General features: G+C 61.0%; 16 protein-coding genes and 1 tRNA gene. 7 read left to right on the forward strand and 10 right to left on the reverse strand.

The features are described from left to right. Positions 1-1,566, reverse strand: coding sequence for an alpha-amylase family glycosyl hydrolase (locus tag METAC_RS0103370; protein WP_026605936.1), 1,566 nt, complete (start codon positions 1,564-1,566; stop codon positions 1-3). A gap of 356 nt (positions 1,567-1,922) precedes the next feature. On the opposite strand from METAC_RS0103370, the gene METAC_RS25055 reads away from it, so the two are divergent. The 3 genes from METAC_RS25055 to METAC_RS27420 are packed head-to-tail and all read left to right on the forward strand — an operon-like array spanning position 1,923 to position 2,589. Then, positions 1,923-2,195 (forward strand): hypothetical protein, encoded by a 273-nt coding sequence (locus METAC_RS25055; RefSeq protein WP_026605937.1) that lies wholly within the window; start codon positions 1,923-1,925, stop codon positions 2,193-2,195. Further along, positions 2,196-2,453, forward strand: coding sequence for a hypothetical protein (locus METAC_RS26705; protein ID WP_026605938.1), 258 nt, complete (start codon positions 2,196-2,198; stop codon positions 2,451-2,453). Next, a complete protein-coding gene (locus METAC_RS27420) occupies positions 2,428-2,589 on the forward strand; it encodes a DDE-type integrase/transposase/recombinase (RefSeq protein ID WP_425338902.1) in 162 nt (53 codons plus the stop codon). Before METAC_RS26705 ends, METAC_RS27420 begins: the two co-directional genes overlap by 26 nt. A 153-nt stretch (positions 2,590-2,742) precedes the next feature. Here the strand turns inward: METAC_RS27420 and METAC_RS0103390 are convergent. From METAC_RS0103390 to METAC_RS0103410, 4 genes are all read right to left on the reverse strand, one after another. After that, positions 2,743-2,816, reverse strand: a tRNA-Gln gene (locus METAC_RS0103390). A 124-nt stretch (positions 2,817-2,940) separates the two neighbouring features. Then, positions 2,941-3,951, reverse strand: coding sequence for a cytochrome d ubiquinol oxidase subunit II (gene cydB / locus METAC_RS0103395; protein WP_026605940.1), 1,011 nt, complete (start codon positions 3,949-3,951; stop codon positions 2,941-2,943). 36 nt (positions 3,952-3,987) lie between these two features. After that, positions 3,988-5,364, reverse strand: coding sequence for a cytochrome ubiquinol oxidase subunit I (locus METAC_RS0103400; protein ID WP_026605941.1), 1,377 nt, complete (start codon positions 5,362-5,364; stop codon positions 3,988-3,990). A gap of 362 nt (positions 5,365-5,726) precedes the next feature. Beyond that, on the reverse strand, positions 5,727-6,506 hold the full coding sequence (locus METAC_RS0103410) for a HesA/MoeB/ThiF family protein (RefSeq protein WP_026605942.1): 780 nt from the start codon (positions 6,504-6,506) through the stop codon (positions 5,727-5,729). A 145-nt stretch (positions 6,507-6,651) separates the two neighbouring features. Between METAC_RS0103410 and METAC_RS0103415 the strand changes: the two genes are divergently transcribed. Beyond that, complete coding sequence (locus METAC_RS0103415; RefSeq protein WP_026605943.1) at positions 6,652-8,010, forward strand: cytochrome P450; 1,359 nt, start codon at positions 6,652-6,654, stop codon at positions 8,008-8,010. A 9-nt stretch (positions 8,011-8,019) separates the two neighbouring features. Here the strand turns inward: METAC_RS0103415 and METAC_RS0103420 are convergent, their stop codons facing one another. The 3 genes from METAC_RS0103420 to METAC_RS22190 are packed head-to-tail and all read right to left on the reverse strand — an operon-like array spanning position 8,020 to position 14,105. Then, a complete protein-coding gene (locus METAC_RS0103420; protein WP_026605944.1) occupies positions 8,020-11,181 on the reverse strand; it encodes an efflux RND transporter permease subunit in 3,162 nt (1,053 codons plus the stop codon). Beyond that, positions 11,178-12,512, reverse strand: a complete 1,335-nt coding sequence (locus METAC_RS22185) for an efflux RND transporter periplasmic adaptor subunit (protein WP_245257415.1) — start codon at positions 12,510-12,512, stop codon at positions 11,178-11,180. Before METAC_RS22185 ends, METAC_RS0103420 begins: the two co-directional genes overlap by 4 nt. A gap of 27 nt (positions 12,513-12,539) precedes the next feature. After that, a complete protein-coding gene (locus tag METAC_RS22190; protein ID WP_245257416.1) occupies positions 12,540-14,105 on the reverse strand; it encodes an efflux transporter outer membrane subunit in 1,566 nt (521 codons plus the stop codon). 873 nt (positions 14,106-14,978) lie between these two features. On the opposite strand from METAC_RS22190, the gene METAC_RS0103440 reads away from it, so the two are divergent. Genes METAC_RS0103440 through METAC_RS22195 form a run of 3 tightly spaced genes read left to right on the forward strand, consistent with a single transcriptional unit; the run spans position 14,979 to position 17,876 of the window. After that, positions 14,979-15,989 (forward strand): ABC transporter substrate-binding protein, encoded by a 1,011-nt coding sequence (locus METAC_RS0103440; protein WP_036255937.1) that lies wholly within the window; start codon positions 14,979-14,981, stop codon positions 15,987-15,989. After that, a complete protein-coding gene (locus tag METAC_RS0103445; protein WP_084143895.1) occupies positions 15,967-17,013 on the forward strand; it encodes a FecCD family ABC transporter permease in 1,047 nt (348 codons plus the stop codon). The genes METAC_RS0103440 and METAC_RS0103445 overlap by 23 nt, the downstream gene beginning before the upstream one ends. Beyond that, a complete protein-coding gene (locus METAC_RS22195; protein WP_198017160.1) occupies positions 17,004-17,876 on the forward strand; it encodes an ABC transporter ATP-binding protein in 873 nt (290 codons plus the stop codon). The genes METAC_RS0103445 and METAC_RS22195 overlap by 10 nt, the downstream gene beginning before the upstream one ends. A gap of 26 nt (positions 17,877-17,902) precedes the next feature. Here the strand turns inward: METAC_RS22195 and METAC_RS22200 are convergent, their stop codons facing one another. Beyond that, entirely contained in the window at positions 17,903-19,168 is a 1,266-nt protein-coding gene (locus METAC_RS22200) for an efflux RND transporter periplasmic adaptor subunit (RefSeq protein WP_051335356.1), read from the reverse strand. Then, positions 19,165-22,350, reverse strand: coding sequence for an efflux RND transporter permease subunit (locus METAC_RS0103460; protein ID WP_026605947.1), 3,186 nt, complete (start codon positions 22,348-22,350; stop codon positions 19,165-19,167). The genes METAC_RS22200 and METAC_RS0103460 overlap by 4 nt, the downstream gene beginning before the upstream one ends. Positions 22,351-22,425 lie beyond the last annotated feature (75 nt).

Below are 22,425 nucleotides of genomic sequence, written 5' to 3' on the forward strand. Positions count from 1 at the left end.
TCACGCGTCATTTTCCGTCGCGAACCAACCGAATTGGAGGGGCAAGAGACAAACCGAACGCCCCACGCTCTCGCCGCTTTCTAGATTGACCATGGGAGCCGGAAAATAGATCTCCTCCTTATTTGAGGCCGACAGATTTGCTACGACATAGACCCTTTCATCGTGATGCCCCCTGGCGAAAATGATGGAATTTGTAGTGCAACTTACGGGCGTGAGCGGACGATCCGCAGCAAGCGACTTCATTCTGCGGCGCGAGGAGAATATGCCGAGAACCCGCGCGAGCAGCTTTTCTCGACACGTGGACTGCAACAGATGATGGATTTCGGCGACGCCAAATTTATAACGGTTTATTGAACGCGGACCTTCCTCGCTATTCAAAGCGGCCAATGGGGCGGCCAATAGAGTGTTCAAATACACCATCGGTATCCCAGGCAGTGAAGCGAGCAAGAACATTGCGAGGGCGATGCGACCGCAAACAAGCTCGAAATCCCCGGGAAACATCAGATGCAGCGGCCCGGAAATCTGATATATGCGGTCTCCGCGCGCGACCGGAATACATCCCACTCGAATGGCGACCTCGACAAGATCGTCGACTTCCTTATCGTCCAGGATCGGGGTCTGCGGCCTTAGATACAGGCTGTCATGATTGGCGAGGAAGAGGATCGAACGGGAGAAATCGACGTCTGCGTTGCTGGAGATCCAGCGATAGAAGCAATCGCTTTTCCCGGTCACGAGCGAATGCGCGAGGCACGGGGCCAGATCGAAACGAAAAGCGAAATCGGCGCCGCCTTTCCCGAGGAAATGGCCTTGCAACTCAGCGTCGACCTCCGCGATCAGATTCGGTCGATCGGCCCCCAGGCCCGCTCGCAACAATCGCAACACATCCGCCGCCTGAGGCAGGTTCGCGCAAGATGACCCCAATTCCTTCCATACATAGGCGATGGCGTCCAACCGGAGCGACGACACGCCCTCGGACGCAAGTGATTGCGCGATATCTCGAATTGCATGGAGAACGGCCGGATTTTGATAGTTGAGGTCGACTTGATCTGGTCCGAAGGTCGTCCAAAGATGCCGGAGGCCGAGGCTTGATTTGAAGGGCGACAACACGGGGGTGTCGCGCGGGGGGCGTTCGATCGCCCTGAGATCGGTCTTGGGATCGAGCTCGATGAAAAAATCGTCAAAGGCGGCGTCGCCCGCAAGAAATCTGGAAACCCAGGCGTGAGACGATGACACATGGTTCAGCACGAGATCGGCGATCAAACGAAAACGAGCGGATAATTTCCGAATCTCGCGCCAAGTCCCATATCGGCTCGAAACTGTTTTGTGGTCGGAGATGGCGTAGCCGCCGTCTCCCGTCGAAGGGAAAAACGGCAAGATATGCAGGGTTTCAAAAGCGCTTGCAAAGCGCTCGTCTAAAAATGCGTCGAGCTGCTCGAGCGTGTTGCCTCCGTCCGAAATATGATCGGGGTAGACGGAAAGGATGGCCGAGTTCGGAGCGATCGGCGAGGCTGGGGGCAGGTCGACCGACGCGCTGTCAGCATGGTCCAGCTGAAAAAGCTCGGCCACTTCAGGTCCGTATAGTCTCGTAATCGCACTCCGAACCATCGGTCTCCGTCTCCGGCGATCATCAAAATCGATGATCTTGGATCTTGAAAGCGTCTCGTGAAAAAATTTCGGCAAAGGCGCCTGCCCTTAAGCGAGCGCATTCGATTATCGCAGCTTTTCAGCCTAGCCAAGCGCGTTCCCAGTTCGGTCCGTGAATCGGCGCAATGCCGCAATCCCGACGGAACCAGTCGCAACACCCCGACACCAAGGTCTGGGATGACGGCGACACGTCATCCTCGGGCGGCTAGCTTTTTAGAGCCGGAGTCCACGGCGAAGCACGCGCCGATCACAACGCCAAATGCGGCGCGGAACCGGGGGTGAAGTTCTACGCCCATATCTCCGATCTCTATTCGCCCCTCAACACCAAGGTGGTCGATCCGAACATGCCCAAACCTATTGATGTGGAGCGAGTTCTTATCGATTGGAGGATTCCATCCAATCGCCACGCGCCTTATCTCTTCGACACCCGAGCGGAATACAAAGCGCTCGCGGCGATCATCGGCAGCGCGATCGATATTCCTGAACACGAAAAGCGCTGGAAGCGGTTTGCCCGCAAAGTGGGCCGATCATGGTGGATCGATGAAACCTAGGTGGAGATCAAGCGCCGCTGGATCAATCTCTATCGTGACGTCGACAGGGATGGAAAACCGTCGATTTCCGGCTGCGCGCTAATCGAGATGTCGCTGACGCAAAAGTTTTTCCCGCGGGCATTCACGAGCCAAGGCAAATTGCCTCGCGCCATCATTCTCGACGGGCTATCAGGCGTCGAGCAGGGGAGCCGGGGAGTTTTTGTGCGAGCATCGGCGAGGTTGGCGGACCAAGGTGCGATCACCAAAGTATCTCGATAATATAATTGAACAGGACCACAGATCCGTCAAGCTTCGTTTGGGTCCCATGCTCGGGTTCAAGCGATTTCGGCGCGCGTCGATCACGATCGCTGGCGTCGACCTCATGCATCGGATTAGGAAAGGTCGATTCGCATAGAGCCTGCGAGGCGACTGTTTGCGCCAATACCCCTGCGATATTTCGCGGCGTCGCCTGCGGCCGCCGCGATTGGCGTCAACTATGTCGTGGACAGGTCGGAGCTATTCAGGCGACCGTGGAAACCATAAATAGCTAATTTATCAGGGACGTAAGTGGCTGGGGGACCTGGATTCGAACCAAGATTGACGGAGTCAGAGTCCGCTGTTCTACCGTTGAACTATCCCCCAAACGAGCCCTGCGGCCAGTCCGCGGCGCGCCTTCTCGATCGGCGCGGATGGACGCGTGGTCTAGTTCGTCGCTCGGCCGCTGTCAACGCCGGCCGAGGATTTCTCGGCCGGCCCGCCGAAAGCCCTAGTGATAGCCTTCTCCCTCGCGCAATTTGCCGCGGAACGTCCAATAAACGAAGGCGGTGTAGCCGAGAATCACGGGCAGCATGATCGCGACGCCGAAGAGCATGATCTTCAAAGAGGCGGAGGCTGCTGCAGCCTGCCAAAGATCGACTGAAGGCGGGACGAGATACGGATAAGAGGAAATAGCCAAGCCCAGGAAGCATAAAAGGAAAATGCCGATCGTCCCGAAGAAGGGCTTGAGCTCGTCCCCGCGCGCCAGCCAGCGCCACACGAGAAAAAACAGGACGGCGGTCGCGAGGGGCAGGGGCCAAAGAAAGTAAATATTCGGAGTAGCGAACCAGCGCGCCCCGATATGTGCATAGCGTAAAGGCGTCCAAAGGCTGACCAGCGCGGCGAATATCGCAACCGTCACAAGAAATGGGGGCGCGACCCGGCGGGCGTGGGCCTGAACGTCGCCGCCCGTCTTCATGATGACCCAGCATGAGCCGAGCAGCCCGTAGCCGGCGACGAGTCCGAATCCGGCCATGATCGAGAAAATCGAGAACCAGTCGAACGGTCCGCCGGCGAACTCGTCGTTGCGAACCGTGATTCCCTTGAGCAGGCCGCCGAGGATGAGGCCTTGTGCAAAGGCGGCGGTGATCGATCCGCCGCAAAAGGCCAGCGTCCAAAGCCGTTTCGGCTTAGCCGTTGCGCGGAACTCGAAAGCGACTCCGCGCAGGATCAGCGCCAGAAGCATCAAGATCACGGGAATGTAAAGCGCCGGCATGATGATCGAATAGGCCAACGGAAAGGCTGCAAGCAGGCCGCCTCCGCCGAGCACCAGCCATGTCTCATTGCCGTCCCAGAACGGCGCGACCGAAGACATCATCGTGTCGCGATATCTGTCGTTTCCCGTAGTCAGATAAAGGACCCCGATTCCGAGATCGAAACCATCCAGAATCACATACATTGCGACGCCGGTCGCGATGATGCCGGTCCAGATGACAGGCAAATACCATTCAAAACTCATCATCGCCAATCTCCTTGGCTGATCTCCGCGGCGGGCTAATTAGATGTCGTCGCTGGTCGCGGCCGAGAGCGGACGAGAGGGCATGGCGATCGGAGCAGCCAGAACATCGGGCGTCGGGCCCTTGTTGATCAGCCGGTTGATTGCATAAATGCCGGTAGAAAAGACAACGCCATAGACGAGCACGAAAAGCGCGAGCGAAATCTGCACGGCCTGGACGTCGACCGGCGACGCCGCCTCGTCGGTGCGCAGGACCCCGGTCGCGAGCCAGGGCTGGCGTCCGATTTCCGTCACCATCCATCCGGCGATGATCGCGATGAACCCAGCAGGCCAGGACGCGGCCGCGACTTTCAAGAAAAGGCGGTTCGTTTCAAGCTTGCCGAAAATCCACAGAGCGCCGCCCCAAATGACGAAACCCAGAAGAGCGAATCCGATCGCGACCATTAGGCGAAAAGAGAAGAAAACTGGGACGACGGGAGGCCGTTCATTTGGCGCGTATTGCGACAGGCCAGGGAATTTGCCGTTCCAATCATGCCGGATGATCAGGCCGCCGAGATGCGGGATGGCGAGTTGGAAGAGATTGGTCTCGGCCTTCTCGTCGGGCCAACCGAATAGCACCAGAGGCGCAATCTCATTGCTGTCCCAATGCCCTTCGATCGCGGCGAGCTTTGCGGGCTGATATTCCGCCGTGTCGAGGCCGTGTTGATCGCCGATGAAGATTTGCAGCGGAACGAGGATCAGAGCTAGCCCGAGCCCCATGCGCAGCATGGTGCGGGCATGGGTCTCGAAACGTCCCGCGAGAGCGAAGCGCGCGCCGACCGAAAGCACGACGAGCGCGGTGGTGAGATAGGCGCCGGTCACCATATGCGCGAAGCGGTACGGAAAGGTCGGGTTGAAGACCACGTTCCACCAGTCGAGCGGGAAGGCGATCCCGTTGCGGATTTCAAATCCGCTTGGATATTGCATCCAGGAATTGGCGGACAGAATCCAGAACGCCGAGCCCGCAGTGCCGATCGCAACCATGATCGCCGAGGTCAGATGCAACCACGGCGGGACGCGATTATGGCCGAACAACATGATGCCGAGAAAGCTCGCCTCGAGAAAGAAGGCGGTGAGCACCTCATAGGCGAGAAGCGGGCCGAGCACGTTGCCCGTCACATGCGAGAACCGGCCCCAATTGGTGCCAAACTCATAGGACAGGACCAAGCCGGAAACGACGCCCATGGCGAAGGATATGGCGAATATCTTCGTCCAGAACCGGGCGAGGTCGCGATATCTGTCTTCCCCGGTCCAGCGCCAGCGCGCGAGCAGGACCGCGACGAAGGCCGAAAGGCCGATTGTGAAGGCCGGAAAAATGATATGAAACGTGACAGTGAAGCCGAACTGTATGCGGCTCAGCATCGTGTGATCGAAATCCATCTCGAGCCTTTCGAAAGCGGTGGCGAACAGGCCCGGGGCCGCAGACCGGTCGGGGAGAAAGCTGCAACGCCGGCAAGCCTATTATGCCACTGATAAATGAACTTATTTGATCTGCCGCAGTTCCGGCTCGAAGAAATGACGCTCTTAAGGGGCGCATGCGATCAGGGCAGTCACGTGTCGACAGCCGCCCTTCCAATCGCCAAGATCGTGCTATTGTGCAATGCGGCATGACGCCGCCGTCTCCGCGCCGTTCGGGCGGTTCGCGGGGTTCCGACTGCGCTGCCGCGTCTCGAAAGACTGCCGAGCGCTTCGAGGAGCAACCCGGCCGAAGACGATGATCGCGAGGGCCGTCTCGAGCGCCGTCATGGCGCCGCTACCGCGCCATTCAACGGATTCTCCGGATCCCAGCCATAGCGCAGAGTCTCGAACCGCATGGCGAGCGCGTCTATGAGGACGAGCCGTCCGACTAGCCCTTCGCCAAAACCGACGATCTCGCGGATCGTCTCGAGCGCCATCATGGCGCCGAGAACGCCCGTCAGGGCGCCGAGGACTCCGGCTTGGGCGCATGTCGGCACGGCTCCCTCGGGCGGCGGCTCGGGAAATAGGCAGCGATAGGTCGGATTTGGCTGGCCGTCCGGGCCCTGCTCAAAGGGCCGCAGCACGGTCAGCGAGCCGTCGAACGCGCCGACCGCCGCAGTGACAAGCGGGCGCTTCTCGTGAAAGCAGGCGTCGGAGACGATATAGCGCGTTGCAAAATTGTCCGATCCGTCCGCAACGACGTCAAAGGCGCGAATCAATTCCCGCGCATTGGCTTCCGTGAGCCGCGCCTTGAGCGGCGTGACGCGGACATTCGGATTCAATCTTTTGACGGCGTCGGCCGCGCTTTCTACCTTGGCGCGACCTGCGTCCGGCGTGCCGTGCAGAACCTGCCGTTGCAGGTTGGACAGCGAGACCTCGTCATCGTCGACGATGCCGATCTCGCCGACCCCCGCCGCCGCCAAATAGAGGATGAGCGGCGAGCCGAGGCCGCCGGCGCCGATGACGAGGACGTGGGCGCTCTTGAGCTTCTGCTGACCGGGCCCGCCGACGCCCGCGAGCACGATATGACGCGCGTAGCGCTCGATTTCCTCAGGCGAGAACATGGGCCGAGCATATAATGTGACGCGCCCGACGCGGCGCAGTGGCGGAAGCGCAAAGAAAGGTTATCTTCGCGCATTTGTGAGAAACCGTCGCTTCAGCTGTTCGAGAACACCGCTTAATCTGCGCCGAAGGAGTACGGAGAGGTAAATGACTCAAAGCGATTCCCCTGTCGCGAAGACGCCTGCCGAGGATGTCTATCTCGCGCCTCGTTTCGGCTTGATCGAATTCATCCGCCGTCTGCGGGAAGACCGGCTTTCAGTGATCGCGCCGGAATCCTATCGCCGCAATCTGATCCGCAATCGCATATTTTTCCTCGACTCTTTCGTCGTCAATAAGCCGGAATATATCGAGCATGTGCTGCTGTCCAATCACCGGAATTATGTCAAGAGCCAACTTGCCCGCACCTTGCTCGGTCCGCTGCTCGGCAATGGACTCTTGCTGAGCGAAGGCGCGTTCTGGCGGCGGCAGCGGGCAATCGCCGCGCCCGCCTTCCAACCGAAGCGGGTCGGCGGATTTGTCGACGTCATGGCCGCGGAAGCGCAAGCCATGGCGGAAGATTGGAGCGGCAGGCGCGAGCCTTTCGACGTCGCGGCCGAAATGATGGCGCTCACATTGACCATCATCGCGCGGACTATGTTCTCGACCGCCATTGCCGGCGAGATCGAAACCGTGAGGCAGCTCATGGACCAGGTCGTCGCACAGCCGCCCAATCTCCTCGATCTCTTCGGGTTGCCTCGCTGGTTGCCGAGAAGCCAACCCAAAAACTATCGAGCGGCCGTCCGCGCCTTTGACGCGCTGGTCAGCCGCATTATCGCCGAGCGTCGCGCTCAGGGAGTCGATCACGGGGATCTTCTTTCAATGCTGCTCTCTGCGCGAGATCCCGAGAGCGGCGAGGGGATGAGCGACAAGCAGTTGCGCGACGAGATTCTGACTTTCTTCGTCGCCGGCCATGAAACGACCGCCAATGCTCTGAGCTGGACTTGGCACCTTTTGGCGCAATATCCTGACGTCGAGGCGAAGCTTCGCGCTGAACTCGCGCGCGTTCTCGGCGGCCGCGCGCCGAATTTCGCCGATCTCGCCGAGCTCCAATATACGCGCATGGTTATCGAAGAGGCGATGCGCCTCTATCCGCCCGCCCACACGATCTCGCGGACGGCGCTGCGCGAGGATTGGATCGGCGGCGTGCGCATTCCGGCTGGCGCGGTGATCTTCATCAATGTCTATGTCACCCACAGAAATCCGAATCTCTGGCCGGAGCCCGAGCGTTTCGATCCGGAGCGCTTTGCTCCGGAAGCGGTCGCCAAGCGCCATCGCTTCGCTTATCTGCCCTTCGGCGGCGGGCCGCGCGTCTGCATCGGCAATGGATTCGCCATGGCGGAGGCACAGACGATTTTGGCGACGCTCGCGCAGCGCTGCCGCTTGCGCCCTGCGCCCGACCACGAGGTCAAGCCCATCGGCCTCGTGACGCTGCGTCCCAAGGACGGCGTTTGGATGAAGATCGCTTGAGCGCCCTCGTCACTCTGCGGCGTTGACGGGCGCGATCGTCGCATCCTTCGACTTCCCGCGCTCCTGCAATCGTTGAAGAACCACGAAAAACGACGGCACGAAAAGCACGGCGAGGCAGGTCGAGGCGATCATGCCGCTGAACACGCTGATGCCAAGGGAGCGGCGGGCGTTGGCGCCGGCGCCGGTCGCTACGACTAAGGGCACGACGCCGAGGATGAAGGCGAAGGAGGTCATCAGAATGGGCCGGAACCGCATGCGCGCCGCGTCGACCGCGGCCTCGATGATCGGCTTGCCGTCGACCAGTCGGCGCTCGCGTGCGACCTCCACGATCAGGATGCCGTTCTTGGCCGATAGGGCGATCAGCAGCATGAGGCCGATCTGCGTGTAGAGATTGTTGGCGACGCCGAGGCTCGTCAAGGCGATGACCGGTCCCAGCAGCGCCAAAGGCACGGCGGAAAGCACGGCAAGCGGTAAGATCCAGCTCTCATATTGGCCGGCGAGGCAGAGATAGACGAGCATGAGTGAAATCGCGAAGACGTAGACGAGCTGGTTGCCGACGATCTTCTGCTGATAGGACATCGCGCTCCATTCATAGGACACGTCATTCGGCAGGGTCTTCCTGGCGATCGCCTCCATCGTTTCCATGGATTGTCCGGAGCTAAATCCGGGCGCGGGTCCGCCGATGATCGTCGAGGACGGATAGAGGTTGTAGAGCGTGATCAGCGGAGGGGCGACGAGCGGGCTGATTTGCGCGATGGCGCCGATGGGGATCATTTGCTGATCCTTGTTGCGCACATAGAGGTCGAGGAGGTCCTCGGGGTGCCGACGAAACTTCGAATCCGCCTGCACATAGACCTGGTAGGACTGGCCGAATTTATTGAACTGATTGACATAGGTCGAGCCGAGATAGGCCGTGAGCGTCGAAAACACGTCGCCGACGGAGACTTTCATGGTCTCCGCTCGCGCGCGGTCCACGTTGACGCCGACGTGGGGCGCATCTGGTCGGAATGTCGTGAGAACATGTTGAAGCTGAGGATCTTTGTCGGCGGCGCCGATCATGTTGCGAGTCAGCTCATATAGTTTGCGATAGTCGAAACTGCCGCCGAGCAGCTCGACCTGCATTTGAAAGCCTCCGGCGTTTCCGATTCCTTGAATCGGCGGCGGCACCAGGACGAAGGCTTTGCCATCGGTGATCGCCGCGAGCTCACCCTGAAGCCGCTTGTAGATAGAGACCAGATCTTGATCCTTGGCCTTCTCGCGCAGGCTCCAGTCTTTGAAGATCACATAGGCGACGCCGCCATTGGCGAGCGTCGCGCTATTGTCGAGCACGGACTGGCCCGCGATGGCGATCACATTTTCAATTCCCGGAGTCGCGCGCGCGATCTCGCTGGCCTTTGCAAGCGTGGCCTGGGTGCGCTCCAGCGAGGCGCCGTCCGGCAGCTGCACGGCGATCATCGCATAGCCTTGATCCTCGTTCGGGATAAAGGCGGTCGGCAAGCGGGCGATGCCGAAGACGCCCAGCGCCGAGAGCCCGAGGCCGATCGCGACCATCAGGCCGCTTCTGCGCGCCATGGCCCCGATCAAGCCGGCATAGGCGTCCTCCATGCGTTGATAGACGACATTGAAGCCGCGATAGAACCAGTTGCGCTGTTCCGGAGGAGTAGGCTCGCGCAACCAGAGGGCGCATTGCGTCGGCTTCAGCGTCGCGGCGTTGACCGCGCTGATCAGAGCGGTGGCGGCGATCACCAGAGCGAATTGCGCGAACATGCGGCCGGTCAAGCCCGGCATGAAGGCCGCGGGAAGAAACACGGACATGAGCACGAGCGTGATGCCGATGATCGGCCCGAATAATTCGCCCATTGCGCGGATCGCGGAATCATGCCCCGACATGCCGCGCTCGATATATTTCGACACGCCTTCGACGATGACGATCGCGTCGTCGACCACGATGCCGATCGCCAGGACGATGCCGAACAAAGTCGAGAGATTGATGGTGAAGCCGAGCGCGGCCATTCCCGCGAAGGCGCCGATGATCGTTACCGGGACCGTCGTCGCGGGCACCAGGGTCGCGCGGAAATTCTGCAAAAAGACCAGGATCACGATCAGAACCAGGACGCCCGCCTCGTAGAGGGTCGTGTAGACTTCGTCGATCGAGGCCTGAACGAAAACCGTCGTGTCGAAAGGAACCGAGTAGGCGAGGCCTTGTGGAAAGCGGCCCGCCAATTGCGTCATTTTTTTCCTGACTTCCTTCGCGACGGTCAGAGAATTGGCGTCGGGCGTTTGATAGATGGCGACTCCCGCGCCCGGTCGGTTGTTGAGCTTGAAATCCTGCGAATAGGTCTGGGCGCCGAGCTCCACGCGCGCCACATCCCTCAAGCGGACGAGGCGGCCACCTTGAGCGGTCTGATCCTTGACGATAATGTCGGCGAATCCGGATGGGTCGGCCATGCGCGACTGGATGTCGACCGTATATTGAAAATCCTGATCCTTCGGCGCCGGCGGCATGCCGATCTGACCCGCCGCCACCTCCTGGCTCTGTTGCCTGATGGCGTCGATCACCTCTTTCGGCTGCAGCCCGAAGGAATAAAGCTTCTCGGGGTCCATCCAGATGCGCATGGCGTAGTCACCGGCGCCGATGACCTTGACGCTTCCGACACCGGGCAGGCGCGCGAGCTCGTTCACGAGATTGATGCTCGCGTAATTGCTCATGAACAGGCTGTCGAAGCGTCCATCCGGAGAGTTGAGGGTGACGATCTGAAGAATGGCGGTGTTTTTCTTCTGGATCGTCACGCCCTGCGATTGCACCGACAAAGGCAGCGAGGCGAGCGCGACGGCGACGCGATTCTGGACCAGGACTTGCGCCGTGTCCGGATCCGTGCCGATCTCGAAGGTCACCGTCAGCGTGTAGGTGCCGTCGGCGGCGCTGGTCGATTCCATGTAGAGCATGCGGTCGACGCCATTGACCTGCAGCTCGATCGGGAGCGCGACGGTGTCGATCACGGTTTGTGGGCTCGCTCCGGGATAGCTCGTGGTGACCTGCACCGTCGGCGGAACGACATTTGGATATTGTGATACCGGCAACCGGACCAAGGCGACGGCGCCGAGCAAGACGAGAACGATCGCCAGAACGTTGGCGAGAACGGGCCGCTCGATGAAGAATTTCGACATCATGGCCGGGCATTCCGATCCGCGTCGTCGGGGGCGCTCGAGGACGAGTCGGCGTCGTTCGGTTTCGGCGTCACCTTGGTCCCCGGCGCCGCGCGCCAGAGTTCGCCGACGACGATTCGGTCGTCGGGCTCGATACCAGCGGTCACGACGCGCAGCGTGCCGTATAATTCGCCGAGCTGAACATAGCGCTGCTCGACAATGTCGTCCTTGTTCACGATCAGCAGATAGCGGCCGCCTTGATCCTCGCCCAGGGCGCGATTGGGCACGAGCAGGGCCTGCTGCGCCTTCAGCCGGCGCGGCAGCCGAATGCGAACGAACATGCCCGGCAGCAGGGTCCGGTTGGGGTTGCGCAGAATGCCGCGCACGAGCAAGGTTCCCGTCGAAGGATCGATCCCCGGCGCCACATATTCGATCGTCCCGCGATAAGGAAATCCGTTCCCGTTTTCGAGGCCGACGTCCACCGGGATTTTGGTGAGCTCCGCGAGGCTCAACCGACGTTGATCGAGATTCGCCCGGATTTGAAGCGCCTCCTGCTCGCTCAAATTGGCGACGACGTAAATCGGGTCGAGCTGGAGGATCTCCGCGACCGCCGCTTGCTGGCCGACGCCGCCGATGACATTGCCTGGATCGATCAGATGCTTGCCCATCAGGCCATCGAAGGGCGCCCTGACCTCGGTATAGCTCATGTTCAATTGCGCGATCACGACCTGCGCCTGCGCCGAGCGCAAATCGCCCTCGGCCTTCGCCTGCTCGAAATGCCAATGATCGAGCTCGATTTGCGTCGCCGCGTCCTTTTTCACCAGGGCGCCGTAGCGCGCGACCTCGGTCTTCGCGTAGGCGAGCGCGGCCTGTTGCACAAAAAGCTGCGCCTGAGCCTGCTGCAGCTGTGCTTTATATTGGTCCTGCTGAACAGTGAAAAGAAGGTCATCCTTCTTCGCGACGGCGCCGTCGGCGAAATGCAGTTTCTCCAGATAGCCTTCGACGCGGGCGATCAGTTTGACGGTGTTGACGGAGGCCGCATTGCCGGTGACCTCGACATAGTCCGTAACTGCTTGAAGCTTCGGAAGCACGACCGGAATGACAGGCGAGGATTGCGGGTTCGGCGACGGCTGCGGCGAAGGCGTTTGCTGCGACTTTGCCGGCGGCGAGCTTTCAAACAGCTTTTCCCACCAACTCGCCGCTTGGGATTCGTCGGCGCCGCCGCCAATGAGCGCGACGAAGCCGAAAGCCGAGGCCATCATGACGCGGCGCCCGATTTGGCGCGCGGCGTGGTAGGCGCGCGCGCTTGGCGAGCGGTTCTTTCTGCGCGCCCGAGGCGCAGATCCGGTATCCATTGCGGAAAGCCTTTCCATTAGCAAAGCTCACCATTCAGGCGCGCGAACCGTCGGGCCGCGATCTTCCGGTCCGGGCAGGCCAGGGGCAGCGGGCTGCGGCGCGCCCGCCGGCGGAAGGACGTCGCCCCAGTCGGTGCGAGAACGCATCTCGGCGTTGATCGCGGGCGGCACGAATTCATTGGCGCCGCGGATCTGCCAGCCGCCACCGAGCGCGCGATAGACCATGGTCAGGCCTAGCGGCACATTGCCCTGGGCGACGGCGAGATTGGTCTCGGCTTGAAGGAGATTCTGCTCGGCGGTCAAAACAGTGGTGAAGTCCCGCGTCCCGAGATTATATTGCTCGAGCGCGATCGTAAGCGCGCCATTCGCGGCTGCGACGCTCCGGCGCAGAAATTCGGCTTGAATGCGGGATTGGAGGAAGACGGAAAGCCCGTTCTCGACCTCTTGCTGCGCCTTCAGCACGCTGTTTTGATAGTCGACCAGATATTGTTGCAACGTGGCGTCCTGCAGACGCACGTTGTTGGTGATCTGTCCATAATTGAGTAGATTCCATTGAAAGGACGGCCCGACGGAAAAGGCTCGTCCGATTGGATGCAGCATCTGCCCGAGATTATGGCCATACGCGTTGCTCGCGAGGCCGCCGAAAGAACCGGTTATGCTGATGGCCGGATAAAGGTCCGCCACGGCGACGCCGATTTGGGCGCTTTGCGTCGCCGCGCGCAGTTCCGCCGCGCGAATGTCCGGTCGGCGGCGCAGCAGATCGGCGGGGATGCCGACCGCCACTTTGGGAGGAGCGACCGGAATTTTGCCGGTCGAGCGGCCGAGCAGAAAGCCGAGCGGCTCCGGCGCGAGGCCGAGAAGAACGCGGAGCGCGTTCAGACCTTGCTGCAGCTGAATGGTGAGCTGCGGGATGCTCGCCTCGGTGGCGCCCAGCACATTTTCGGCCTGGTAGACGTCGAGCTTGGTCGCCGTTCCGCCGTGGAACTTGTCGGTAGCGATGGCGAGCGCCTTGCGTTGTCGCTGAACGTTCACGCGGGCGATCGCAATCTGCTTCTCGATCGTGCGGATGCCGATATAGGTTTTTGCGACGTCGCCCAAAAGTTCGACCAAAACGTCGTCATAGGTCGCTATGGACTGGAGATAGGCCGCGTCCGCGGATTCGACGCCGCGGCGGAATTTGCCCCAGAAATCGAGCTCCCATGCGGCTCTCGCTCCGAGCGAATCGCGCCAGTAGTTGATCAAGGGGTTGCTTGGATTGGCGGCGGGGTCGGCCTGGCTCTGAAGATTGTAGCTTGCCGCGCCGAGCGCCGCTTGCTGCTGCGGATAGAATTCTCCGATCGCGACGCCGAGCTCCGCGCGGGCTTGTAGCACGCGGGTTCCCGCGCTCAGCAAAGTCAGATTTTGCTCGTAGGCGATCTCGATCAGGCGCTCCAATATCGGGTCATGGAAGCTTTTCCACCAGCTTCGGTAGTTTTGCTTATCTGTCTGAACCGACGGAATCTTCGACTCGAGCCATTGAGCCGCGACAGGCGGCGGCGGCGGCGTGAAATCCGGTCCGACCGCGCAGCCGGCGACCGCCAGCGACGCGACCATGCAGCAGAATCGTCCCGCGCGTTTGCCCGCGCATCGAAAGAAATTGGTCCCCCGATTCGAGCCGGGACTCATTGATTATGTTCCAACTCGAAAACGCCTGGCCCGACTCCTGCCGCTCGCTGGGCGAATGCGATGCATGAGCGGAGCCCAGTAGGGACGCTCGGGCGGCGTCGATGGGCGAGGGAGTTTGCTGTCGACATGAATGGGCAAGGCCGAAATGAGTCGGGGGCGCTGGCTGAGCCGGAGCGGATAGTCAATCGCCGCTCTATTGCGGCCGAGGAGGGACAACCGCGCGGCGCAGGTCTGTTTGCTGAAGTTTACATGAGTGAAAATAGCAGATCGACCGCGCGGCGATATAATCTGCATCTAAGGACGCGTCGAAAAAGAAGACCTGTGGCTGCGTGGCAACAAAAGCTGAGAAAGACGAGGTCCGGCTCGTAATTGCAACCGACGCGCGATGTTCGCCGCTAAGGATGAGACATCGGCTTTCCGCTCGCCGATGCGAAAGGCATGATCCTTCGCGTGCGAAAGGAATGCGCCGGCGACGATTGGCTCCCGACAGGGCTCGAGATCCTTGACGCCAGCCATGGCTATTGAGCTAAAATATATAGCATGATAGGCACCATTGTCCCGGGTTGTTCTCGGCAGGTCTCTTCGTCAGCTTGCAGCGAGAGGATCTTCAGTCTTCCGACCTGGCTTTTTCTAGGTTGTCGTCTCATGATATTTGTCGATGCATTGCGCCGGGGCGGTATGGCGCGAATTTTCCGCGCTGCGGTTGGCCTGAGGGCTTGCGGCACAACGTCCGATGATCCGTTTCGCTCTTCTTTGTTGGTCAGCATCTTCGCCGCGAGGCGAACGGCTTTTGTTCTTCTCATGATAGCCGTCGGCGCACAAAGCTTTGCGTCGGAAGCGCAATCGCGCGAGATTATCGACATGGTCGGCCGCCATGTCGTTCTACCTAATAAGATCGGAAGGATCTTCTCCGCCGCGCCGCCGACGACCCTGGTCGTTTACGCGATGAAGCCGGACACGCTCATTGGATGGAATTTCGCTCCCGAACCGCCGAAGGAAGATCTGGCCAAGTTTCTCGATCAGCGCACGATCGGTCTTCCCGTGCTCGGCAATATGATGGGGCATGGCCAGCAGGCGAATCTCGAGGAGGTTCTCGCGGCCTCGCCGGATCTCGTCGTCGCCTGGGCCAATTCCTTCCTCGATACGGCGCCGATCGCGCAGCGCTTCGAAAAGGCTGGCGTTCCGGTGATTTTCCTCAAGCTGGAGGAGCTTCCTGATTACGTGGCGGCTTTCGCGCTCATGGGGGAGGTTCTCGATCTTGCTCCGCGCGGACGCGAGCTCGGGGCCTATGTGGCGAGCGCGCTCGCGCGCGTGGAAGCCGCGCTCGCGCAGGTTCCATCCGATCAACGTGTGCGCGTCTATTATGCGGAAACGCCGGATGGGCTCGCCACGGATTGCGACCGCTCAATTCATGCCGAAGCGATCCGCCGCGCGGGCGGGATTAATGTCTACCAATGCGCGCAGGGAGAGCTCGTCGGCATGGAGAGGATCAGCCTCGAGCAGGTCGTGCGCTTCGCGCCTGACATGATCGTCGCCCAGGATCGGTCTTTCGCGCGCATGGTCAGCGAGGATGCGCGCTGGCGCAATGTAAAGGCCGTCGCGTCGGGGCAGGTGCGCGTCGTTCCCCGCATTCCGTTCAATTGGATTGATCGTCCGCCAGGCTATATGGAGGCGCTCGGCGTCCAATGGCTGGCCAATTGGTTCTATCCGAACGCATATCCGCTTGATCTGCAAGCCGAGGTCAAGAAATTCTACAATCTCTTCTTCAATGTTGATCTCGGCGACGGCGATGTCGTTCGTCTTCTCCATTGAGTCGAGATCGACCGCGAGCCATCTGGTCCGAGGCTTGGCGCTTGCGGCCTTAGTCGCGGCGGCTATGCTCGCAGCTCTGAGTTTAGGCCGGTACCCGCTGGGGCTTGGGGATATTGCGCAATTTCTTTTGGCGTCCCTCGGCTTCGTCGATCTGGCGAAGCCGCGATATGATCTTCTTTTTAATGTGATCGTAGAGATCCGGCTGCCCCGCGTGCTCGCCGCGACCCTTATCGGCGCGGCGCTCGCCGTTTCGGGCGCAGCCTATCAGGCGGTTTTCCGCAATCCGCTTGTTTCGCCGGATATTCTCGGCGTGCTCAGCGGCGCCGCCTTTGGCGCAGCGACCGGCTTTCTCCTCGGCGGCGATCAAACCGTAGTCGAGATCCTCGCCTTTGTCATGGGGCTTGCCGCGGCAGGCGTCGGCGTCTTCATCGCCAGATTATTCGGCGGGGCCGCGATCATCATGTTGGTTCTCGGCGGCATGATCAGCGGCGCGTTCTTCGCGGCCTTGTTGTCGCTCGTGAAATTCGTCGCGGACCCTTATAATCAATTGCCCGTGATAGTCTATTGGCTGATGGGCAGCTTGGCCAATGTAACCCTGTCTCAACTTGGCTGGGCGGCGGCGCCGATCTGCTTCGGCATTGTCGCAATTGCGGGCCTTGGGCGCGGACTCGACGCCTTGGCGATGGGCGACGACGAGGCGCGCGCGCTCGGCGTTCCTGTGGCCTCCTTGCGATTTGGCGTGATCGCCGCCGCCACCCTGATGTCGGCGCTCACCGTGTCGCTTGCAGGCGTGATCGGTTGGGTCGGTCTTTTCATTCCGCATGTCGCGCGGCTCGTCGTCGGTCCGTCCAATTCGACATTGACGCCGGCGAGCGCGGCTTTGGGCGCGGTCTTTATGCTCGCCGCGGACGCTCTGGCGCGCAGCATTGGCAAGGTCGAGCTTCCCATCGGCGTCGTCACGCAATTGCTCGGCATTCCGGCGTTCTTGTTGGTTCTCTCCCGCGCGAGGCGCAATTGGATCTAACCGGTGCTTCGGCCTTGCAGCTTTGCGACCTGCGCTTCGCCTATCGCGGCCGCGATGTGTTGCGCGGGGTGAGCGTTTCTCTCGGATACGGAGAAGTCGTCTCGCTCCTCGGCGCCAATGGCGCCGGAAAGAGCACGTTGCTGCGCTTGGCGCTCGGTTTGATAGGGCCTTCATCGGGGAAGGTGCTGCTGGACGGCCAGCCGATTGAACGCATGTCGCGCAGAGAGGTCGCGCGGCATATTGCCTACGTGCCGCAAACTCACGTCCCGCCTTTTCCGTTCAAGGTGTTCGACGTCGTCATGTTGGGGCGGCTTGCAGAACGAGGGTTGTTCAGGCCGCCAGGTCCCGCCGATCGGGCTGTAGCCGCCGAATGTCTAGAGCGGCTCGGCGTCGCGCATCTGGCGCGGCGCGCCTACACCGAAATTTCCGGCGGAGAGCGGCAATTGACGCTTATAGCGCGCGCGCTCGCCCAGGGCGCGCGGATCTTGATCATGGACGAACCCGCCACAGGCCTCGACTTCGGCCATCAGATCCGCCTGTTGAAGCGGCTGCGCGATCTCGCTGCGGACAATTACGGAATCTTGATGTCGACGCATCATCCAGATCACGCGGCGGCCGTTTCGACGCATGTGGTCTTGCTGAAGGACGGCGTGGTCTTGAGCGAGGGGCCGCCATCCCTGACCATCACGTCCGAAGCAATCCTTCGCCTCTACGGAGTTCGGGCGAATGTCGCGCCGAACGCAATCCGTGACGCAATGGCGGCTGGTTTCGAAGACGACGCGCCGCTTGCGACGGCCCCTGCAGGCCTTTGCCTCGACTCGGGCGGCGTCTCGAGGTTCTCGGGTTCGACCGGCGAGAATTGACGAGGCCGCCTTGCGCCTTGCAAGCGCTATTTATCCTCTCGTCGGGCGATCGCCTCCTCTGGATCTATCGCGACGACCCGCATTCCGTCGGCGACATTTGCGGGCGGGCTCAAGATCACGCGATCGCCGGGATTCAACCCGGTGCGCACCTCGACATTCGCTCCATTGTCGACTTCGAGATCGAGCTTACGCAACTCGACTTTGCCGTCTTCGACGACCGCGGCGGCGAGGCCGTCCTTGTTGAAGATGACTGCTTGCGACGGGATCGTGATGACGGGGATTGGCCGATGGACTTGCAGATGCAAAATGCCGTAGAGGCCGGCCGCCAACACGCCGTCCTTATTGTCGACGTCCACCTCCGTCAGCAGGGTGCGGCTACCCGAGGCGAGCGCGCGCGCATTGCGCGCCACCTTGCCCTCAAAGACGCGGTTTGGGAGTTCCGGCACTGTCACTTTTGCCGAATCGCCGTCCCGCACGCCGAGATAGACGGACTGGGGCACGAAAACCTGCACGCGCAGCACGTCCGTTCGCGCGATAGAGAATAAAGGCGTGCCATTGGTGGGGTCCGCGGTGACAAGACTTCCGACATCGATCAAGCGGCTGGTGACCACGCCGTCGAAAGGGGCGGTGATCTGCTCGAAGGCGGTCAGCTGCGCCAGCCTGTTCACGGCGGCCTGTTGCGCGACCACATTGGCGCGAGCGACCGCGAGGCCAGCCGTGCGCGAGGCGAGAGTCAAGCGGTCCTGGTCGCCTTGCTGGGCGCTCGACCATCCTTGAGCGAGGAGCCGCGCCGTTCGCTGGTTCGTCACATGGCTGAGATCGACGTCGGCCTGCGATTGCTGAACCGCCGCTTCGAGTTGAACGAGCTGGGCTTTCGCCTGGGCGAGCTGTTGATCGAGATCAGGCGCCGCGATCACGGCGAGCACGTCGCCTGTGCGCACCTTGGTGCCGATGTCGACGTTGCGCGTCGAAATATATCCGGTGGCGCGGGCGGAGATCGTCGCATTCTCAAATGGCGCCATATTGCCGGGCAGCTCGATTGTGCGCGGCGTCGGGTCATTTTGCGCGATCATTACATTGACATGCGGAACGGCGTTCTTGCTCGCATTGAGCACGGCGAGCGTCTCAGCTTGGCGGCTGGCATAGTTCCAGGCGCCAAAGCCGATGAGGGCCGCCAAGGCGGCGCCCGTTGAAATTCCGAGAGCGCGCGCGACGCGCCGTCGCTGCTGGGAGTCGGTAGGCTCCGGCGGCGAGCTCGATCGGAACGTATGTCCGGATGGCGCTTGGTTCATTGCGAATGTCCTTTGCCGGCCGCTTGCGCTGGCGCTCGGGCCCCTTGCCCCTCGAAGCGGCCGAAAACTGAATAAAGGTAGGGAACGAAAAGAAGCGTCGTGAAGGTGCCGACGGCGACGCCGCCGATGACCGCGCGCGCGAGAACCGCATTTTGCTCCTCCCCCGGCCCACCAATTGCCATTGGAATCATGCCCACGATCATCGCCGCGGCGGTCATCAGCACGGGGCGCAATCGCGTCGTCCCAGCAGACAAAGCGGCGTCGAAAGCGCTCAGTCCGGCCTGCCGTTGCTCCCGGGCGAAAGTGACGAGCAGGATCGAGTTTGCCGAGGCGACGCCGACGGCCATGATTGAACCCATGAGCGAGGGAACGCTCAAAGTGGTGCCGGTAACGAACAACATGAGCAAAATGCCGGCCCCGGCTCCGGGCAGAGCCAAAATGACGGCGAGGGGATCGACGAAACTTTGATAGTTGACCACCATGAGCATGTAGACGAAAACCGCGGCGAAGAGGAGGCCGAGCCTCAGGTCGGAGAAAGCCGCTTGCATGCTTTCGATCTGGCCGCGTATCACGATGCGGTTGCCAGGCTTGAGCTCTGCCTGCGCGGCGTCGACCACCTTTTGGATCTCCGCCGCGACGCCGCCGAGATCGCGGCTCTGGACGCTGCCATAAACGTCATACACGCTCTGAATGTTAGACTGGTTGAAGACCGATTGGACTCCGATCCGCTTCGCGCTGGCGATGCTGCCGAGCATTGTGGGAATCGGCGTCCCAGCTACGTCGACGTTGCTCGCCAGCGGCGTATTGTCGAGCTGGTTCTTGTCGGCGATCCTATACTCTGGTGTTTGCACGGCGAAATAATAGGGGATGCCGTTCTTGGGGTCGGTCCAGAAATTGGGAGACACTTGTTGGGATGAGGAAAGGCTGATGTTCAGGTTATTCGCCGCTTCCTGCATGTTCAGGCCAAGTTGCTGCGCCAGCGTGCGGTCGATCGTGTAGTATAACTCTGGTGCATCGAGCTCCTGTTGGACATGTGCGTCGACGAGGCCTGGAATATTGGCGAGCTTTTGTCGCAGCTCCCCTGCGATCCGCTTGTTCGTCTCGCGATCGCGACCTTGCAGCTGGACGTCGATCTGCGTCGGCACGCCGAAGTTAAGCACTTGCGTGACGAGATCGGCGGGCTGGAAGTAAAACAGCAAATCGGGAAAGGCGATCGGCAGCTCCGCGCGCAGCTTCTTGACGATCTCCGCGGTTGGCGCATGGCCCTCGGCGAGCTCGATCTGGATGACGCCGTCATTGACGCCGATCGCCGAGCCGTCGGTGAAGGCGAGATTGTAGACGCGCGCTGGTAGGCCGATATTGTCGAGGATCAGCTTCAAATCCTTGGCTGGGACCATCGCCCGGACATTTTCCTCGATCGCTTGAAAAATCTGCTCGGTGCGCTCAATTCTGGTGCGCGCCGGCGCGCGGACATGCAGTTGGATGAGGCCGGAGTCCACGTTCGGAAAGAAATCGGAGCCGACATATAATGAAAGAACCCCAGCGCTTGCGACGACGAGGCTTGCGACCGCCGGCGTGATGATTCTGCGCCGCAAAATTCCCGCGAGCAGCCAGCCGTAGAACGTCCGGAAGCGGTCGAATCGCGCGTTGAACCCCGCATGAAAGCGCTCGAGCCATCCGCTCGCTTGGCCCCGCCGTTCATGCTCCTTGCGCAGGAGGAGGCCGATCATGATCGGGGTCAAGGTCCGGGAAATTCCGTAGGAGGCGAGCATGGCGAACACGACCGCCAAGGCGAGCGGCGTGAAGAGGTAGCGCGCAGCGCCCTGCAGGAAGAAGACCGAGACGAAGACGCAGCAGATGGCGAGAGTCGAGATCAAGGTCGGCACCGCGATCCCCGCTGCGCCTTCGAGGACGGCCTGGTCGAAAGGCTCGTCCTCCTCCAACAGCCGATGGGTGTTCTCGATCGTCACCGTGCTGTCGTCGACCAGAATGCCGACGGCCAGCGCGAGGCCGCCGAGCGTCATTGTGTTGATGGTGTGTCCGAGCGCCGCGAGCACGGCGATCGATGTGAGGATGGAGAGCGGAATCGAGACCATCACGATCAGCGTGGAGCGCCAGGAGCCGAGAAAGATTAAGATCATCAATGCCGTGAGGCCAGCCGCGATCGCGCCCTCGTGGAGCACGCCGGTAATGGCGTTTTGCACGAACACGGACTGATCGAACAGCATACTGATGTTCATGCCGGGAGGGGCGGCCCTCTGAATTTCGGGCAACGCGGCCTTGACGCGATTGACCACGTCGAGCGTCGAGGCGTTGCCGTTCTTTATGATGGTCAAAAGGACGGAGCGCTTGCCCTCGGCGCGCACGATATTCTGCTGCACGGCCCAGCCGTCGCGCACATGCGCGACGTCGGACAAATAAATGGTCGCGCCGCCCGTTTGGCGGATGGGAAGGCGGTTCAAGGCCTCAATCGATGGCGCGGCGTTGTTGACTTTCACGATGAACTGCTTATCGCCCAGTTTGGCGTCGCCGGACGGCAAGGTCAGGCTCTGGGCGTTGACCGCGGTGACGAGTTCAGAGGGCGACAGGCCACGCGCCTTGAGCGCGTCCGGGTCTATGTCGACCATGATCTGCCGATATTTGCCGCCATAGGGCGTCGGCAGGGTGATGCCCTGGATCGGCGCCAGCGCCTGGCGCATTTGATAGATGCCGTAATCGTAAAGCTGCTGCTCGTTCAGTCGATCCGAGCTCAGGCTCAATTGAAGCACGGGCACGGAGGATGCGTTGAACTGGACGATGACTGGCGGCTGGATGCCGACCGGCATGAGAGCGCGAATGGCGTTGGACGCCGAGACGATCTGGCTGATGGCCAGATCGACGTTCACATTGGGCTGAAAATAGATCCGCTCGACCGCGATGCCAGATAGGGTTTGGCTTTCGATGTTGCGTATGTCGCTGACGTTGGAGCTGATGGAATATTCACTATAGGTGGTGACGCGCTGCTCCATCTCCTCCGGCGTCAGGCCGGTATATTGCCAGATCACCGAGACGACAGGGATATTGATGTTCGGGAAAATGTCCTTGGGCGTCGTCAGGATCGCGCTGCCGCCGAGAAACATCATCATGAACGCCAGCACGTAAAATGTGTGGCGGTAGCGAAGCGCGTATCCGACTATGCCCATGATCAACTCCAGGGATCGGATCTTGACGTATTGTATGGTACAGTACATATCAAGTTCTCGCAACGCAGCTCACTA

Source organism: Methylocapsa acidiphila B2, from assembly GCF_000427445.1.
Lineage (GTDB): Bacteria > Pseudomonadota > Alphaproteobacteria > Rhizobiales > Beijerinckiaceae > Methylocapsa > Methylocapsa acidiphila.

Bases quoted from the DNA above. Each gene is read 5' to 3' on its own strand.
- METAC_RS22190 (WP_245257416.1), bottom strand. From the start codon at position 14,105: ATGGTCGCGTCGCTGGCGGTCGCCGGCTGCGCGGTCGGACCGGATTTC.
- METAC_RS0103440 (WP_036255937.1), top strand. From the start codon at position 14,979: ATGATAGCCGTCGGCGCACAAAGCTTTGCGTCGGAAGCGCAATCGCGC.
- METAC_RS0103415 (WP_026605943.1), top strand. From the start codon at position 6,652: ATGACTCAAAGCGATTCCCCTGTCGCGAAGACGCCTGCCGAGGATGTC.
- METAC_RS22185 (WP_245257415.1), bottom strand. From the start codon at position 12,512: ATGGATACCGGATCTGCGCCTCGGGCGCGCAGAAAGAACCGCTCGCCA.
- METAC_RS22200 (WP_051335356.1), bottom strand. From the start codon at position 19,168: ATGAACCAAGCGCCATCCGGACATACGTTCCGATCGAGCTCGCCGCCG.
- cydB (WP_026605940.1), bottom strand. From the start codon at position 3,951: ATGATGAGTTTTGAATGGTATTTGCCTGTCATCTGGACCGGCATCATC.
- METAC_RS0103460 (WP_026605947.1), bottom strand. From the start codon at position 22,350: ATGGGCATAGTCGGATACGCGCTTCGCTACCGCCACACATTTTACGTG.
- METAC_RS0103410 (WP_026605942.1), bottom strand. From the start codon at position 6,506: ATGTTCTCGCCTGAGGAAATCGAGCGCTACGCGCGTCATATCGTGCTC.
- METAC_RS0103420 (WP_026605944.1), bottom strand. From the start codon at position 11,181: ATGATGTCGAAATTCTTCATCGAGCGGCCCGTTCTCGCCAACGTTCTG.
- METAC_RS0103400 (WP_026605941.1), bottom strand. From the start codon at position 5,364: ATGGATTTCGATCACACGATGCTGAGCCGCATACAGTTCGGCTTCACT.
- METAC_RS0103445 (WP_084143895.1), top strand. From the start codon at position 15,967: ATGTCGTTCGTCTTCTCCATTGAGTCGAGATCGACCGCGAGCCATCTG.